This is a genomic window from Streptomyces sp. NPDC026673, assembly GCF_040638135.1.
GTDB lineage: Bacteria > Actinomycetota > Actinomycetes > Streptomycetales > Streptomycetaceae > Actinacidiphila.
Genome location: NZ_JBEZXR010000039.1, coordinates 51,644 through 68,549 on the forward strand (window position 1 = coordinate 51,644; position 16,906 = coordinate 68,549).

A 16,906-nucleotide genomic window follows, 5' to 3' on the forward strand; every position below is an offset into this window, starting at 1 on the left:
CGGCACGCACGCCGGCGGCGGCTCCCGCGCTTTCCGGCCACCCCGGGTGTCCCCGGCGGGCGCGGCGCGGGACAATCGCCGCGTGACCGAGACCACCGCCAGGCCGAAGCCGAGTGCCCTCGCCGCCCCGCTGGGCGTCCTCGGCGGCGTCGCCGCTGCCTTCGCGTACGTCGGCACCTTCGACCCGAACGAGGCCGGGCACTACCCGGTCTGTCCCCTGCTGCACTACACGGGCCTGTACTGCCCGGGCTGCGGCGGGCTGCGCAGCGCCTACGCGGTCGTGCACGGCGACTTCGGCGCGGCGCTCGGCCTCAACGCGCTGGCCGTGGCGGGCTACGCGCTCTTCGCGGTGCTGTGGACCGTCTGGCTGACACGGGCGCTGCGCGGCAGGTCCTTCGAGATCCGGCTGCGGGCCGTCCACTGGTGGGTGATCGCGGGCGCGGTGCTGCTCTTCACCGTCGTCCGGAACCTTTCGTTCGGGGCCCCGTTGGCACCCTGACCGGCGCCGGAGGGGCGTCCGGAGTGTCCGTCCGTCGGGCCTGCGCCCCGCCGGATGCAGGTCCTCCGCCCCCCGGCGGTTACCATCGCAGTGCTGGTGGAACATCTCACTGGCTTGATCGTTTCGCTTTCGGAAGGGGTCCTCTCGCGTGAGTGTGCTCGACGAGATCATCGACGGAGTCCGCGAGGACCTCGCCGAGCGGCAGGCCCGGGTCTCCCTCGACGAGCTCAAGGAGCGGGCTGCGAAGGCGCGTGACGCCAAGGACGGCGTGGCGGCCCTGCGGGGGGACAGCGTCAAGGTCATCTGCGAGGTCAAGCGGTCCAGCCCCTCCAAGGGCGCCCTGGCCGCCATCGCCGACCCCGCCGGCCTCGCCGCGGACTACGAGGCGGGCGGCGCCGCCGTCATCTCGGTCCTCACCGAGCAGCGCCGCTTCGGAGGCTCGCTCGCCGACCTCGAGGCCGTCCGCGGCAGGGTCGACATCCCCGTGCTCCGCAAGGACTTCATCGTCACCGCCTACCAGCTCTGGGAGGCCCGCGCCTACGGCGCCGACCTGGCCCTGCTGATCGTCGCGGCGCTGGAGCAGGACGCGCTGGTCTCCCTGATCGAGCGGGCCGAGTCCATCGGGCTCACCCCGCTGGTCGAGGTGCACGACGAGGAGGAGGTCGAGCGGGCCGTCGACGCGGGCGCCCGCATCATCGGCGTCAACGCGCGCAACCTCAAGACCCTCGAGGTCGACCGCGGCACCTTCGCCCGCGTCGCCCCGGAGATCCCCGACCACATCGTCAAGGTGGCCGAGTCCGGCGTCCGCGGCCCGCACGACCTCATCGCCTATGCCAACGACGGCGCCGACGCCGTCCTGGTCGGCGAGTCCCTGGTGACCGGCCGCGACCCCAAGGCCGCCGTGGCCGACCTCGTCGCCGCCGGCGCGCACCCCGCGCTGCGCCACGGGCGGGGCTGACCGGCACCATGACGACGTACGCGCGACTGGCCCGGGGCTGCCGTCCCCGTGGCTGCCGCGCGCCCGCGCGGCGCATCCTCGGGCGCCGCGTGCGGTACCACATCGGCTGCGAACCGGGTCAGATCAACGGGCGCCGATGGCGCTGACGGCCGCGCCGTCCTCCTGATCGGGGCACGGGTGTGCCCGCCGGCGTCCTGCCGGCGCTCCCGCCCGACGCGATCCCCCGGCCGATGACGTGCGCGCATGCCGCGGGCGGCGCCGAGCGCGCCGCCGGCGCCGTAACGTGACCATTGGTACGCGAAACCCTGGGGGCCGCAGACGCGCGCCCCCGAAGGAGCCGAGAACGTCATGTCCGAAGACTTCTTCATCCCCGACCCCGAGGGCCGGGTGCCCAGCGCCGAGGGCTACTTCGGCCGGTTCGGCGGCAAGTTCATCCCGGAGGCGCTGGTCGCCGCCGTGGACGAGGTCGCCGTGGAGTACGACAAGGCGAAGTCCGACCCCGCCTTCGCCGCGGAGCTCAACGACCTGCTGGTGCACTACACCGGCCGCCCCAGCCCGCTCACCGAGGTGCCGCGGTTCGCGGAGCACGCCGGCGGGGCGCGGGTCTTCCTCAAGCGGGAGGACCTCAACCACACCGGCTCGCACAAGATCAACAACGTGCTGGGCCAGGCGCTGCTCACCAAGCGGATGGGCAAGACCCGGGTCATCGCCGAGACCGGCGCCGGCCAGCACGGCGTGGCCACGGCCACCGCCTGCGCCCTGTTCGGCCTGGAGTGCACCATCTACATGGGCGAGGTCGACACCGAGCGCCAGGCGCTCAACGTCGCCCGTATGCGCATCCTGGGCGCCGAGGTCATCCCCGTGAAGTCCGGCAGCCGCACCCTGAAGGACGCGATCAACGAGGCGTTCCGCGACTGGGTCGCCAACGTGGACCGCACCCACTACCTCTTCGGCACGGTCGCCGGCCCGCACCCCTTCCCGGCGATGGTGCGCGACTTCCACCGCGTCATCGGCGTGGAGGCCCGCCGCCAGATCCTGGAGCGGGCCGGCCGGCTGCCCGACGTGGTCGCCGCCTGTGTCGGCGGCGGGTCCAACGCGATCGGCCTGTTCCACGCCTTCATCCCCGACGAGGGCGTACGGCTGGTGGGCCTGGAGGCGGCCGGCCACGGGGTGGAATCCGGCGAGCACGCGGCGACGCTCACCGTCGGCGAGCCCGGCATCCTGCACGGTTCCCGCTCCTACGTCCTGCAGGACGACGAGGGCCAGATCACCGAGCCGTACTCGATCTCGGCCGGCCTGGACTACCCCGGCATCGGTCCCGAGCACGCCTACCTCAAGGACACCGGCCGCGCCGAGTACCGCCCGGTCACCGACGACGAGGCGATGCGGGCGCTGCGCCTGCTCTCCCGCACCGAGGGCATCATCCCGGCCATCGAGAGCGCCCACGCGCTGGCGGGCGCGCTGGGAGTCGGCCGGGAGCTCGGCGAGGACGGCCTGATCCTGGTCAACCTCTCCGGGCGCGGCGACAAGGACATGGACACCGCCGCCCGCTACTTCGGGCTGTACGACGAGGCTGAAGGAGCACAGCGGTGAGCGGGCGGATCGAACTGCTGGACCGGACCCTGGCCGCGGCCAAGGCCGAGGGGCGTGCCGCCCTGGTGGCCTACCTCCCGGCGGGCTTCCCGACCGTGGAGGGCGGCATCGAGGCGGCCAAGGCGGCGCTGGAGGGCGGCGCCGACGTCGTCGAGATCGGCCTGCCGCACAGCGACCCCGTGCTGGACGGCCCGGTGATCCAGACCGCGGACGACATCGCGCTGCGCGGCGGGGTGCGGATCAAGGACGTGCTGCGCACGGTGCGGGAGGCGCACGCCGCGACCGGGAAGCCGATCCTGGTCATGACGTACTGGAACCCGGTCGACCGCTACGGCACCGAGCGCTTCGCCGCCGAGCTGGCCGAGGCGGGCGGCGCGGGCTGCATCCTGCCGGACCTGCCGGTGGAGGAGGCCGAGGTGTGGCGGAAGGCCGCCGAGCAGCACGGGCTGGCCACCGTCTTCGTGGTCGCCCCGAGCAGCCGGGACGAGCGGCTGGCGAAGATCACGGCGGCGGGCTCCGGCTTCGTCTACGCGGCCTCGCTGATGGGCGTCACCGGCACCCGGGAGAGCGTCGGCGCCGAGGCGGCCGACCTCGTGCGGCGCACCCGCGCGACCACCGAACTGCCGGTCTGCGTCGGCCTGGGCGTCTCCAACGCCGCCCAGGCGGCCGAGGTGGCGCGCTTCGCGGACGGCGTGATCGTCGGTTCCGCCTTCGTCAAGCGCCTGCTGGACGCTCCCGACCTCGAGCGGGGCCTCGCCGGGGTGCGCGCGCTGGCGGCGGATCTCGCCGAGGGCGTCCGGCGGTAGCGGCGGTTCACTCTCCCGGTCACTCTTCCGGGGGAAACTTGGGCCGGGGGTACGCGCGAGCGTGCCCCCGGTTCGTTGTGCCTGGGTGTGAGCGAGAAGAACCGTGAAGGAAAGCGCACCGCCCGGGATCGTCTGCAGGAGCAGCGCGAACAGGATCAGCGCCGCAACAAGCGCAAGAGGACGCTGATCGTCGCGGGCTCCGTGATCGGGGTCCTGGCGATCGGCGCCGTCATCGGGGTCGTGGTGTCCAACAGCGGAGGCGGTTCCGGCGCCCCGTCCGTCGCCCCGGTGGGCGCGACCGGCAAGGACAAGCTGGCCCTCCCGAACGGCGCGAGCGACGCCCCGTCCACGCTGACCGTGTACGAGGACTTCCGCTGCCCTGCCTGCGCGGCCTACGAGCACGAGCTCCGCGACACCATCCACAGCCTCCAGGACCAGGGCCAGCTCAAGGTCGACTACCACCTCGTCCGGCTGATCGACGGCAACCTGGGGGGCAACGGCTCGCTCCACGCCGCGAACGCCGCCGCCTGCGCGCAGGACGAGGGCAAGTTCCGCGAGTACCACGACGTCCTGTACTCGAACCAGCCGCAGGAGAACGACGACCGGTTCGCCGACAAGGCCTACCTGCTGGAGCTGGCGGGCAAGGTGCCGGGGCTGAAGACGCCCGCGTTCACGGCCTGTGTGAAGGACGGGACGTACGACGACTGGGTGAACGCCAACAACGAGGCCTTCGGCGCCGCCGGCTTCAACTCCACGCCCACCTTCCTGCTCAACGGCAGTGACAACCTCCTCGCGAAGGGGCAGCCGAATCTGACCGCGGACCGGCTGAAGCAGTTGGTCACCGAGGCCAACAAGGGCAAGAAGCCGGGCACCGCCACCCAGGGCGCCACTCCGCCGAGCGCCTCGGGCTCGCCGGGGCAGCCGAGCGGTTCCGCGTCCCCGGGAGGATCCCCGGCCGGCTCGCCGACCGGCTGAGCCGCCGCCCGTTATCCAGCCGTTGCCGGGCGGGTGCCCGCCGCACCCGCCCGGCACGGTAGCGTCGGCAGTGCCATGGAACTCATCGCATTCATCCCCAGCCCGTCGCGCGGGGTCATCCACCTCGGCCCCATTCCTCTGCGCGGCTATGCCTTCTGCATCATCATCGGTGTCTTCGTGGCCGTGTGGCTCGGCGGCAGGCGATGGGTCGCCCGCGGCGGACTGAAGACCACGGTCGCGGACATCGCCGTGTGGGCCGTGCCCTTCGGCCTGGTCGGCGGCCGCCTCTACCACGTGATCACCAGTTACGAGCTCTACTTCGGCGAGGGCAAGGACTGGGTCAACGCGTTCAAGATCTGGGAGGGCGGCCTCGGCATCTGGGGCGCCATCGCCCTCGGTGCCCTCGGCGCCTGGATCGCCTGCCGGCGCCGCGGCATCCCGCTGCCCGCGTACGCCGACGCCGTGGCGCCAGGTATCGCCTTCGCCCAGGCCATCGGCCGCTGGGGCAACTGGTTCAACCAGGAGCTGTACGGACGGCCGACCGACCTCCCGTGGGCCCTGAAGATCGACAGCGCCCACCGGCCGGCGGACAGCCTGGACGTGGCGACGTACCACCCGACCTTCCTGTACGAGTCGCTGTGGTGCGTCGGGGTCGCCCTGCTGGTCATCTGGGCCGACCGGCGGTTCAAGCTGGGCCACGGCCGGGCCTTCGCGCTCTATGTCGCGGCGTACACCGTCGGGCGCTTCTGGATCGAGTACCTGCGCGTCGACGACGCCCACCACGTCCTCGGCCTCCGTCTCAACGACTGGACGTCGATCCTGGTCTTCGTCGCCGCCGTGGCCTACATCGTCGTCTCGGCGAGGCTGCGGCCCGGCCGCGAGGAGATCGTCGAGCCGGCGGCCGTCACGGCCGGTGAGACCGCCGCGAAGGCCGATCCGGACACCGGGGACGGGGACGCGAAGAAGAGCGCGGACGCCAAGAGCGAAGACGCCAAGGCCGCGGACGCCAAGGAGGCCAAGGCCCCGGACGTCAAGGCCGCGGACGCCGAGGCCGAGGAACCGGAGCCGGACCTGGACCGCGACGAGGACGAGGACGAGGGCGTCTCCGTCGACGCCGAGGCCAAACCCGCCAAGAACCTCTGACGCGCTCGACGCGCAGCCCGCGGCCGCCGTTCACCACCCCGGTGACGGCGGCCGCGGCGTTGTGCGGGCCGACGTGTTTTCGCAGGTAGGGCAGGCTTTCCTTGCTGGAAACGCAGGGAATTCGAGCGTACGGTCGAGGCGTTCGAGGGAGGGACACGGGGTGTGCCGCCCCGGGGGAAGGAGCACGTGGACCATGCCGTCAGCCGTGGAGGACGAGCGGGCCGCGCCGTACCACGTGGCGCACCACACGCACCGTGATGTGAGCGGCGGCTGGCTGCGGCCGGCCGTGTTCGGGGCGATGGACGGCCTCGTGTCGAACCTCGCGCTCATGACCGGCGTCGCCGGCGGCAATGTCGCCCCCTCCACCATCGTGATCACCGGTTTGGCGGGACTCGCCGCGGGCGCCTTCTCGATGGCCGCGGGTGAGTACACCTCCGTGGCCTCCCAGCGCGAGCTGGTGCAGGCGGAGCTGGACGTCGAGCGGCTGGAGCTGCGCCGCAACCCGAAGGACGAGCTGCGCGAACTGGCCGCGCTGTACGTCGCCCGGGGCGTCGAGCCGGAGCTGGCCGTCGAGGTCGCCCGGCAGATGTCGAAGGATCCGGAGCAGGCCCTGGAGATCCACGCCCGCGAGGAGCTCGGAGTCGATCCGACGGACCTGCCGTCGCCGCTGGTCGCGGCCGGTTCCTCGTTCCTGTCCTTCGCCGTCGGCGCGCTGCTGCCGGTGCTTCCCTACCTGTTCGGCGCAACCGTGGTCTGGCCCGCGGTGATCGTCGCGCTGATCGGTCTTTTCCTCTGCGGTGCCGCTGTTGCGCGTGTGACGGCGCGCAGCTGGTGGTTCAGCGGACTTCGGCAGCTCGTCTTGGGCGGAGCCGCCGCCGGGGTTACCTTCGTTCTGGGCGCGCTGTTCGGCACCGCCATCGGTTGATCCGGGTAAGGGCCACAAGCCACTTGTTACCCGCTCGTTTCAGCGCGGCCGACACAGGGCATCAGTCTGTGGCGCCGTGGGCAGTGTCGCCTACGTCTCACGTGAGCGATGCTGGTCCATACTGCCTGCTCGTAGCGCTGTTCAGTCCACATGATGGAACCAGCTATCCACTTTTCGGCCATCGGGCCATCATGTAACCTGCACGAAATCGCAGAGGGCCAACGTCGTCCCTAGTGCGCATGTCATATGCCAGATGACGACGACGGGAGAGCCGATGCGTTCCGCGTCCACGCACCCCCAGGCCACCGGCTCCGGTTCCGGTTCCGGTTGGGCCCACATGGACGGGCGTCCCGCCCCCCAGGGGATGTACGACCCCCGCAACGAGCACGACGCCTGCGGTGTCGGCTTCGTGGCCACCCTCACCGGTGAGGCGGACCACGCGCTCGTGGAGCAGGCCCTGTCCGTACTGCGCAACCTGGAGCACCGCGGGGCCACCGGCTCCGAACCGGACTCCGGCGACGGTGCGGGCATCCTGATGCAGGTCCCGGACGCGTTCCTGAGGGCGGTCGCCGGCTTCGAGCTCCCCGCCGCCGGCCACTACGCGGTCGGCACCGCCTTCCTGCCGGTCGAGGACGAGGACCGCCGCAAGGCCGTCGAGTCCATCGAGCGGCTGGCCGCCGAGGAGAAGCTCACCGTCCTCGGCTGGCGCGAGGTGCCGATCGGCCCGGACATCCTCGGTGCCACCGCGCGCTCCACGATGCCGTACTTCGCCCAGCTCTTCGTCACGGACGCCGAGGGGGTGCGGTCCGGGATCGACCTCGACCGCCCGGCCTTCGTGCTGCGCAAGCGCGCCGAGCGCGAGGCGGACGTCTACTTCCCGTCGCTGTCGGCGCGGACGCTCGTCTACAAGGGCATGCTGACCACCGGCCAGCTCGAGCCCTTCTTCCCGGACCTGTCCGACGAGCGCATCGCCACCGCGATCGCCCTGGTGCACTCCCGTTTCTCCACCAACACCTTCCCCAGCTGGCCGCTGGCCCACCCGTACCGGTTCGTCGCCCACAACGGTGAGATCAACACCGTCAAGGGCAACCGCAACTGGATGCGCGCCCGCGAGTCCCAGCTCGCCTCGGAGCTCTTCGGCGGGGACCTGGAGCGGATCTTCCCGGTCTGCACCCCGGACGCCTCCGACACGGCGACCTTCGACGAGGTGCTGGAACTGCTCCACCTGGGTGGCCGCTCGCTGCCGCACAGCGTGCTGATGATGATCCCGGAGGCGTGGGAGAACCACGACTCGATGGACCCGGCCCGGCGCGCCTTCTACCGGTACCACTCCACCCTGATGGAGCCCTGGGACGGCCCGGCCTGCGTGACCTTCACCGACGGCTCCGTCGTCGGCGCGGTCCTGGACCGCAACGGACTGCGCCCCGGACGCTACTGGGTCACCGACGACGGGCTGGTCGTCCTCGCCTCCGAGTCCGGCGTGCTGGACGACATCGCCGCGGACAAGGTGGTCCGCAAGGGCCGGCTGCAGCCCGGGAAGATGTTCCTGGTCGACACCGTCCGCCACCGGATCATCGAGGACGACGAGATCAAGGCGCAGCTCGCCGCCGAGCACCCGTACGCGGAATGGCTGGACGCGGGCCTGATCCACCTCAACGACCTGCCCGAGCGCGAGCACATCGTGCACACCCACGCCTCGGTCACCCGCCGCCAGCAGACCTTCGGCTACACCGAGGAGGAGCTGCGGATCATCCTGGCGCCCATGGCCAAGACCGGCGGCGAGCCGCTGGGCTCCATGGGCACCGACTCGCCGATCGCGGCGCTGTCCGAGCGGCCCCGGCTGCTCTTCGACTACTTCACCCAGCTGTTCGCGCAGGTCACCAACCCGCCGCTGGACGCCATCCGGGAGGAGCTGGTCACCTCGCTGATCAGCGCCGTCGGCCCGTCCGGCAACCTGCTGGAGCCCTCCCCGGCGTCCTGCCGCAACATCACCCTGCCGTTCCCGGTGATCGACAACGACGAGCTCGCCAAGCTCATCCACATCAACGCCGACGGCGACCTGCCCGGCCTGAAGGCCGCGACGCTCTCCGGCCTGTACCGGGTCTCCGGCGGCGGCGAGGCACTGGCCGCGCGGCTCACCGAGATCTGCGCCGAGGCCGACGCCGCCATAGAGGACGGCGCGCGCCTGATCGTGCTCTCCGACCGGCACTCGGACGCCGAGCACGCGCCGATCCCGTCGCTGCTGCTCACCTCCGCCGTCCACCACCACCTCATCCGCACCAAGCAGCGCACCCAGGTGGGCCTGCTGGTCGAGGCGGGCGACGTCCGCGAGGTGCACCACGTCGCGCTGCTCATCGGCTACGGCGCCGCGGCGGTCAACCCGTACCTGGCGATGGAGTCGGTGGAGGACCTGCTGCGCGCGGGCACCTTCCTCCAGGGTCTGGAGCCCGAGGCGGCCATCAAGAACCTGATCAAGGCGCTGGGCAAGGGCGTGCTGAAGGTGATGTCCAAGATGGGCATCTCCACCGTCGCCTCCTACCGCGGCGCGCAGGTCTTCGAGGCCATCGGCCTGGACACCGACTTCGTCGACACCTACTTCCACGGCACCACGACCAAGATCGGCGGCGCCGGCCTGGACGTGGTCGCCAAGGAGGTCGCCGCCCGGCACGCCAAGGCCTACCCCGCCTCCGGCATCGCCCCGGCGCACCGCCGGCTGGAGATCGGCGGCGAGTACCAGTGGCGCCGCGAGGGCGAGCCGCACCTGTTCGACCCGGAGACGGTCTTCCGGCTGCAGCACGCCACCCGCTCCCGCCGCTACGACATCTTCAAGCAGTACACGGACCGGGTGAACGAGCAGTCCGAGCGCCTGATGACGCTGCGCGGCATGTTCGCGTTCAAGGACGGCGAGCGCGCCCCCATCCCGGTCGACGAGGTCGAGCCTGTCTCCGAGATCGTCAAGCGCTTCTCCACCGGCGCCATGTCGTACGGCTCCATCTCCCGCGAGGCGCACGAGACGCTCGCGATCGCCATGAACCAGCTCGGTGGCAAGTCCAACACCGGCGAGGGCGGCGAGGACCCGGACCGCCTGTACGACCCGGCCCGCCGCTCCGCGATCAAGCAGGTCGCCTCCGGCCGCTTCGGCGTGACCTCCGAGTACCTGGTCAACGCGGACGACATCCAGATCAAGATGGCCCAGGGCGCCAAGCCCGGCGAGGGCGGGCAGCTGCCCGGCCACAAGGTCTACCCGTGGGTGGCCAAGACCCGGCACAGCACGCCCGGCGTCGGCCTGATCTCGCCGCCGCCGCACCACGACATCTACTCCATCGAGGACCTGGCGCAGCTGATCCACGACCTGAAGAACGCCAACCCGCAGGCCCGCATCCACGTGAAGCTGGTCTCCGAGGTCGGCGTCGGCACGGTCGCGGCGGGCGTCTCCAAGGCCCACGCGGACGTCGTGCTGATCTCCGGCCACGACGGCGGCACCGGCGCCTCCCCGCTGACGTCGCTGAAGCACGCGGGCGGCCCCTGGGAGCTGGGCCTGGCCGAGACGCAGCAGACGCTGCTCCTCAACGGCCTGCGCGACCGCATCGTCGTGCAGACCGACGGCCAGCTGAAGACCGGCCGCGACGTCGTCATCGCCGCCCTGCTGGGCGCCGAGGAGTTCGGCTTCGCGACCGCCCCGCTGGTGGTCTCCGGCTGCGTGATGATGCGGGTGTGCCACCTGGACACCTGTCCGGTCGGCATCGCCACCCAGAACCCGGTGCTGCGCGACCGCTTCTCCGGCAAGGCCGAGTACGTGGTGAACTTCTTCGAGTTCATCGCGCAGGAGGTCCGCGAGCTCCTGGCCGAGCTGGGCTTCCGCTCGATCGAGGAGGCCGTCGGCCACGCCGAGCTGATCGACACCACGGCCGCGGTCGACCACTGGAAGGCCCAGGGCCTGGACCTGGCCCCGCTCTTCCACGTGCCCGACCTGCCCGAGGGCGCGGCCCTGCACCGCACCACCGACCAGGACCACGGTCTGGGCAAGGCGCTGGACAACGAGCTGATCGCGCTCGCCAAGGACGCCCTCGAGAACGGCGACCCGGTCCGCGCCCAGATCAAGGTCCGCAACGTCAACCGCACGGTCGGCACCATGCTGGGCCACGAGGTGACCAAGAAGTACGGCGGCGCCGGGCTCCCCGAGGACACCGTGGACATCACCCTGACCGGCTCCGCGGGCCAGTCCTTCGGCGCCTTCCTCCCCAAGGGCATCACGCTCCGCCTGGAGGGCGACGCCAACGACTACGTCGGCAAGGGCCTGTCCGGCGGCCGCGTGATCATCCGTCCCGACCGGGGCGCCGACCACCTGGCCGAGTACTCGACCATCGCCGGCAACACCATCGCGTACGGCGCCACCGGCGGCGAGCTCTTCCTGCGCGGTACCACCGGCGAGCGCTTCTGCGTCCGCAACTCCGGTGCCACCGTCGTGTCCGAGGGTGTGGGCGACCACGGCTGCGAGTACATGACCGGCGGCCGCGCGGTCGTCCTGGGCCCGACCGGCCGCAACTTCGCGGCCGGCATGTCCGGCGGCATCGCGTACGTCCTCGACCTCGACCCGGACAACGTGAACACCGGCATGGTGAACGTCGAGGAGCTGGACGCCGACGACATCAAGTGGCTGCACGACGTGGTGCGCCGCCACCAGGAGGAGACCGGCTCCACCGTCGCCGAGCGCCTGCTCGCCGACTGGGGCCACACCCTCACCCGCTTCGGCAAGGTCATGCCGAGGGACTACAAGGCAGTGCTCGCCGCCAAGAACGCCGCCGAGCAAGCCGGGCTCTCCGAGTCCGAGACCGTCGCGAAGATGATGGAGGCGGCAAATGGCTGACCCGAAGGGCTTCCTCACCACGCCCCGCGAGACCGCTCCGACCCGTCCGGTCGAGGAGCGCAAGCAGGACTGGAACGAGGTCTACGTTCCGGGCGGACTGCTGCCGATCATCACCAAGCAGGCCGGACGCTGCATGGACTGCGGCATCCCCTTCTGTCACAACGGCTGCCCGCTGGGGAACCTGATCCCCGAGTGGAACGACTACGCCTACCGTGAGGACTGGAAGGCCGCCAGCGAGCGCCTGCACGCGACCAACAACTTCCCGGAGTTCACCGGCCGCCTCTGCCCGGCGCCCTGCGAGTCCGCCTGCGTGCTGGGCATCAACCAGCCCGCGGTGACCATCAAGAACGTCGAGGTCACCATCATCGACAAGGCCTGGGACAGCGGCGACGTCACCCCGCAGCCCCCGGACCGGCTCTCCGGCAAGACCGTCGCCGTCATCGGCTCCGGCCCGGCGGGCCTCGCCGCCGCCCAGCAGCTGACCCGGGCGGGCCACACGGTCGCGGTGTACGAGCGGGCCGACCGCATCGGCGGGCTGCTGCGCTACGGCATCCCCGAGTTCAAGATGGAGAAGCGGCACATCAACCGCCGCATCGAGCAGATGCGCGCGGAGGGCACCAAGTTCCGCACCGGCGTGGAGATCGGCCGCGACCTGGACGGCGCCAAGCTGCGCAAGCGGTACGACGCCGTGGTCATCGCCGCGGGCGCCACCCAGTGGCGCGACCTGCCGGTCGAGGGACGCGACCTCAAGGGCGTCTACCAGGCCATGGAGTACCTGCCGCTGGCCAACAAGGTGCAGGAGGGCGACTTCGTGACCCCGCCGGTCTCGGCCGAGGGCAAGCACGTGGTCGTCATCGGCGGCGGCGACACCGGTGCCGACTGCGTCGGCACCGCCCACCGCCAGGGCGCCCGCTCGGTCACCCAGCTGGAGATCATGCCGCGGCCGTCCGACGACCGCCCGGCCCACCAGCCCTGGCCGACCATGCCGATGACCTACAAGGTCACCTCGGCCCACGAGGAGGGCGGCGAGCGCGTCTACGCCGTCAACACCGTGAGGTTCGAGGGCGACGAGGAGGGCAACGTCAAGGCGCTGCACCTGGTCGAGGTCGAGTTCCAGGACGGGAAGTTCGTCCCGCAGCCGGGCACCGAGAAGGTCTTCCCGGCCGAACTGGTCACCCTCGCCATGGGCTTCACCGGCACCGACCAGGAGAACGGCCTGGTCGGACAGCTCGGCCTGGAGCTGGACGCCCGGGGCAACGTCGCCCGGGACAAGGAGTTCGCCACCAACGTGGACGGCGTCTTCGTCGCCGGTGACGCCGGCCGCGGACAGTCGTTGATCGTGTGGGCCATCGCCGAGGGCCGTTCCGCGGCCCGCGCGGTGGACCGCTACCTCACCGGCAGCAGCATCCTGCCGGCCCCGATCCGCCCGACCGACCGCCCGCTGACGGTCTGACGGACCGGCATCACCCCCAGGACGTCCCGTACAAGGGCGTACGGAACGCGACGCCCGCCCTCACCCGACCGGGGGCGGGCGTCGCACTGTCAACTCCCTGAATTCCACCGCCGCGTCCTCGGTGTAGGCGCCCACACTGCCCCGCGTGTAGGGGCGTTCGGTGTCGGTGAACGAGGTCAGGAAGCGCCCGTCGACCCTGATCGTGACGCCGGGGCCGCGCTGCTCCACCTCGACCCGGTACCAGTGCCCGGTGGGGAACGGCGTCGGCCCGGTGGCCAGGAAGCGCTGGCCGCCCGGGTAGGCCGGATCGCGCTTGCCCAGCTCCCAGCCGTTGGGCTTGAGGGCGACGTAGGAGAAGTGCTCCGGGTCGGTGTACGCCCAGACCAGCCACGGCACCTCCCAGGGATTGGGGCGGGGGGTGCGCAACTGGCGGTGTGTGCGCATCCGGGCCGTGTACACCATGTCCCCGTACTTCTCGGTGGAGACCACCAGCCCCGCGTGGGTGACGTCCGGGCGGGACGCGGTGCCGGGGGAGAGCCGCAGCGTCGTGGCGTCCCCGCGGTTGTCGCCGTAGCCGTCGTACACCGACAGCCAGCGGCCGTGCACCGTGCCGTCCGTCCAGCCCGGCCCGGCCCCGCCGCGCTCCCCGCCCGCGTACACCACGGCGCCCACCAGCAGCAGGAGGGCGAGTACCGGACCCGCGCGCCGCGGGCCCCTCCGCCGCGGGGGGCGGAGGGGCCGGGGCGGGGTGGAGCCCAGGACGGTGGTCATGCCGCGGGGGAGGGCTCCGGGGTGCGGGGCGGCGGGACCGCGGAGGAGAGCGGGGTGGGCACGTCCTCCCCGAAGTCCTCGGCGAGCTGCGCGAGCACGCGTTCGGCCGCGCGCCCGTCGCCGAACGGATTGCCCGCCGTCGCCATGCGGTGGTACTCGGCGGGGTCGTCCAGCAGCCGGCCCGCGGCCGTCAGGATCGCCTCGGGATCGGTGCCGATCAGCCGGGCCGCGCCCACCTCGACTGCCTCCGGCCGCTCGGTCGTCGTCCGCAGCACCAGCGCGGGCTTGCCCAGACTGGGCGCCTCCTCCTGGATGCCTCCGGAATCGGTGAGGACGAGCTCGCAGTCGGCGAGGGTGGCGGCGAAGTCCGGGTAGCCCAGCGGCTCGACGACATGGACGGCGTGGTGGCCGGTCAGTTCGGGCAGCAGCGCGTCGCGCACCGCCGGGCTCTTGTGCAGCGGCAGCAGGATCTCCACGTCCCCGCGCTGGCCGAGGCGGCGCAGCGCGCGGCCCATGGCGCGCATCCGCTCGCCCTGGTTCTCCCGGCGGTGCAGGGTGAGCAGCACCCGGCGGCGTCCGCTGCCGGGGAAGGCGCTGCGGCCCACGCCCTCGCCGAGCACCCACAGCAGGTTGTCGATGACCGTGTTGCCGGTGGTGAACACCTGTGTGTCGGGGGTGCCCTCGGCGAGCAGGTGCGCGGCGGCCCGCGGGGTGGGGGCGAAGTGCCAGCGGGCGATCCGCCCGATCAGCCGGCGGTTGAGCTCCTCGGGGAAGGGGTTGTCGAGGACGCCGGTGCGCAGCCCCGCCTCGACGTGGGCGACCGGGACGCGCTCGTAGAAGGCGGCCAGTGCCCCGGCCAGCGCGGTGGTGGTGTCGCCCTGGACGATCACCAGGTCGGGGCGGTCGTTCCTGATGACCTCGCCCAGTCCCTCCACCAGACGGGCCGTCAGCTCCGAGAGCCGCTGGCGCTCGCGCATCACCTCGAGCCCGGCCGTGGCCGGCACCTGGAGCAGCTCCAGCATCTGGTGGAGCATCTCGCGGTGCTGCCCGGTGGTGACCACGATCGGCTCGAACAGCTTCGAGGCCGCCATCGCACGGGCCACGGGGGCGAGTTTGATCACCTCCGGCCGGGTGCCGAGGACGAGCATCGCGCGGATCGTGCCCGTCGTTCCGGGTGATTGGGACGGGTGGGCGGACATGGTTCCCCCTGGGACGGTGGTGCCGGTGATCGGGACGGGAAGGAGTACGGGCCGTCAGGTGCGCGCGGTCTTCAGCCAGGTGCGCTTGCCGGTGAGCATCCGCCACAGGCCCCACCACCCGGCGGCGAACCAGATGTAGCCGTAGAGGATGAAGGCGTGCGCCACCAGGACGGAGCGCACCAGCCCGAGCGTGCGCTCGCGCCTGGCGTAGACGAAGCCGTAGACGTAGGCCGCGGTGAAGGAGAGCAGATACGGGCCGAGCAGCCACATCGGCGAGACCAGCGGCCGGCCCTCCTGGAACGAGGCGACGACGGTGCCGGCGACGGCGATCAGGAAGGACAGCGGCAGCAGCGAGGTGAGCAGGATCAGCACCGGGCTGGACAGGTGGTAGAGCAGGTCGAGTGCGGGCCGGGTGGCCACCTCGCGCAGGATCAGCGGTACCAGGCCCGCCGACTGCAGATGGCCCTGGAACCAGCGGGAGCGCTGGCGCACCAGCCGCCGCACGTCGAGCACGGCCTGCTGGGAGACGGCGGCGGTGGTGCAGTACTGGTTGCGCCAGCCGCGGGCGATCAGCCGGACCCCGAGATCGAGGTCCTCGGTCAGGCTGTCGCTCCACGGGCCGTCGCCGCCGAGCGTGTCGAGCGCGGACAGCCGCATGAACTGCCCGTTGCCGCCCATGCCGACGCTGCCCAGGAAGCGCCGGGCGCTCTGGAAGACGTCGCCGTAGACGACGAATTCCATGTCCTGCAGCCGGGCCAGCAGGCCCAGGTGACGGTTGTACATGCGGACGCCGATCTGGACCGCGCCGGTGGCCGGGTCGTCGAAGTACGGGTCGACGGCCTGGAGGGTGTGCGGGTCGAGCCGGCCGTCGGCGTCGACGACGCAGATGACGACGTCCTCGGGCGCGCGGTGGCCGAGCAGTCCGGCGGCCCGCAGATGGCGCACGCCCGCGTTGAGCGCCGCGCCCTTGCCGCGCCGGGCGTCGGGGAGCCGGCGCCGGTAGAGCCAGACCCGCGAGCTGTCGGCGGCCCGGGCGACCTCGGTCGTACGGTCGTCGGAGGCGTCGTCGATGACCAGTGCCATGAAGCTGTCGGCGGGCAGTGAGGTGATCCGGGCCAGGCTCTCCGCGAGGACCTTCTCCTCGTTGAGGCAGGCGAGCAGGAAGACGTAGAAGCGCTGCCGGCCCGGCTGGCGCACCCGGCGGATGTGCCGCCGGGAGAGCAGGAACAGCGCGGTGTTGTAGGTTCCGGCCATCACGATCAGCGCGGTCGCGGCCCACAACGCGAACCGGCCGGTCACGAGCCGCCTCCGGAGGGGCGGCCGGCTGCCGCCGCCGCACGGGCCGAGGGCCGGCGGAGCCAGAGTCTCGTCGCGATCAGACCGAATGCGATCAAGCAATACAGCAGAAAGCCCATCCCTGCCGCTATTTGTAAACCCCTGGCGAACGGAATGCCAGGAACAGCCCTCGAAGCCGTGGCCATACCGGCCAACGGCAGCATTGTGCCCAGCGCGGGCCTTCCGTACATGAGTGAGTCCCCCCAATGCGTTCCGGTGTGAAAGTGCCCCGGAACTTCAGGGCAGGAAGTTAGCAGATACTTTTTGATGATCATCGCCCTGGAGGTGGCGCGTGCGCTCGTGCGCGGGGCGTGCGCCGTATCGCCGCAGCTCGCGGCCGTGCGGCGAAAGAGAAATTCACCCTTCCGAGGGCATCGGTTTC

Annotated in this window: 12 protein-coding genes; 9 read left to right on the plus strand and 3 right to left on the minus strand. The window is 71.7% G+C overall.

Going from position 1 to position 16,906, the window contains the following annotated elements; all coding sequences use genetic code 11:
• The first annotated feature begins 82 nt into the window (after positions 1 to 82).
• The 9 genes from AB0F62_RS25055 (at position 83) to AB0F62_RS25095 (ending at position 13,219) form a co-directional block, all read left to right on the plus strand.
• Entirely contained in the window at positions 83 to 499 is a 417-nt protein-coding gene (locus AB0F62_RS25055) for a DUF2752 domain-containing protein (protein ID WP_361803206.1), read from the plus strand.
• Positions 500 to 647: 148 nt separating this feature from the next.
• Positions 648 to 1,457 (plus strand): indole-3-glycerol phosphate synthase TrpC, encoded by an 810-nt coding sequence (gene trpC / locus AB0F62_RS25060; RefSeq protein ID WP_361803209.1) that lies wholly within the window; start codon positions 648 to 650, stop codon positions 1,455 to 1,457.
• A 348-nt stretch (positions 1,458 to 1,805) separates the two neighbouring features.
• Positions 1,806 to 3,050, plus strand: coding sequence for a tryptophan synthase subunit beta (trpB, locus tag AB0F62_RS25065; RefSeq protein ID WP_361803212.1), 1,245 nt, complete (start codon positions 1,806 to 1,808; stop codon positions 3,048 to 3,050).
• Positions 3,047 to 3,856, plus strand: coding sequence for a tryptophan synthase subunit alpha (gene trpA / locus AB0F62_RS25070; RefSeq protein WP_361803221.1), 810 nt, complete (start codon positions 3,047 to 3,049; stop codon positions 3,854 to 3,856). Before trpB ends, trpA begins: the two co-directional genes overlap by 4 nt.
• An 87-nt stretch (positions 3,857 to 3,943) precedes the next feature.
• On the plus strand, positions 3,944 to 4,831 hold the full coding sequence (locus AB0F62_RS25075) for a thioredoxin domain-containing protein (RefSeq protein WP_361803224.1): 888 nt from the start codon (positions 3,944 to 3,946) through the stop codon (positions 4,829 to 4,831).
• Positions 4,832 to 4,906: 75 nt separating this feature from the next.
• Positions 4,907 to 5,974 (plus strand): prolipoprotein diacylglyceryl transferase, encoded by a 1,068-nt coding sequence (gene lgt / locus AB0F62_RS25080; RefSeq protein WP_361803227.1) that lies wholly within the window; start codon positions 4,907 to 4,909, stop codon positions 5,972 to 5,974.
• 193 nt (positions 5,975 to 6,167) lie between these two features.
• Positions 6,168 to 6,899: a VIT1/CCC1 transporter family protein gene (locus AB0F62_RS25085; protein WP_361803230.1), complete on the plus strand. Its 732-nt coding sequence runs from the start codon at positions 6,168 to 6,170 to the stop codon at positions 6,897 to 6,899.
• A gap of 274 nt (positions 6,900 to 7,173) precedes the next feature.
• Entirely contained in the window at positions 7,174 to 11,766 is a 4,593-nt protein-coding gene (gene gltB, locus AB0F62_RS25090; protein ID WP_361803287.1) for a glutamate synthase large subunit, read from the plus strand.
• Positions 11,759 to 13,219: a glutamate synthase subunit beta gene (locus AB0F62_RS25095; RefSeq protein ID WP_361803233.1), complete on the plus strand. Its 1,461-nt coding sequence runs from the start codon at positions 11,759 to 11,761 to the stop codon at positions 13,217 to 13,219. The genes gltB and AB0F62_RS25095 overlap by 8 nt, the downstream gene beginning before the upstream one ends.
• 60 nt (positions 13,220 to 13,279) lie before the next feature.
• Here the strand turns inward: AB0F62_RS25095 and AB0F62_RS25100 are convergent, their stop codons facing one another.
• Genes AB0F62_RS25100 through AB0F62_RS25110 form a run of 3 tightly spaced genes read right to left on the minus strand, consistent with a single transcriptional unit; the run spans position 13,280 to position 16,488 of the window.
• Positions 13,280 to 13,990, minus strand: coding sequence for a family 16 glycoside hydrolase (locus tag AB0F62_RS25100; RefSeq protein WP_361803236.1), 711 nt, complete (start codon positions 13,988 to 13,990; stop codon positions 13,280 to 13,282).
• A complete protein-coding gene (gene wecB, locus AB0F62_RS25105; protein ID WP_361803239.1) occupies positions 13,987 to 15,189 on the minus strand; it encodes a UDP-N-acetylglucosamine 2-epimerase (non-hydrolyzing) in 1,203 nt (400 codons plus the stop codon). Before wecB ends, AB0F62_RS25100 begins: the two co-directional genes overlap by 4 nt.
• Before the next feature lie 54 nt (positions 15,190 to 15,243).
• On the minus strand, positions 15,244 to 16,488 hold the full coding sequence (locus AB0F62_RS25110; RefSeq protein WP_361803242.1) for a glycosyltransferase family 2 protein: 1,245 nt from the start codon (positions 16,486 to 16,488) through the stop codon (positions 15,244 to 15,246).
• Positions 16,489 to 16,906: the final 418 nt, after the last annotated feature.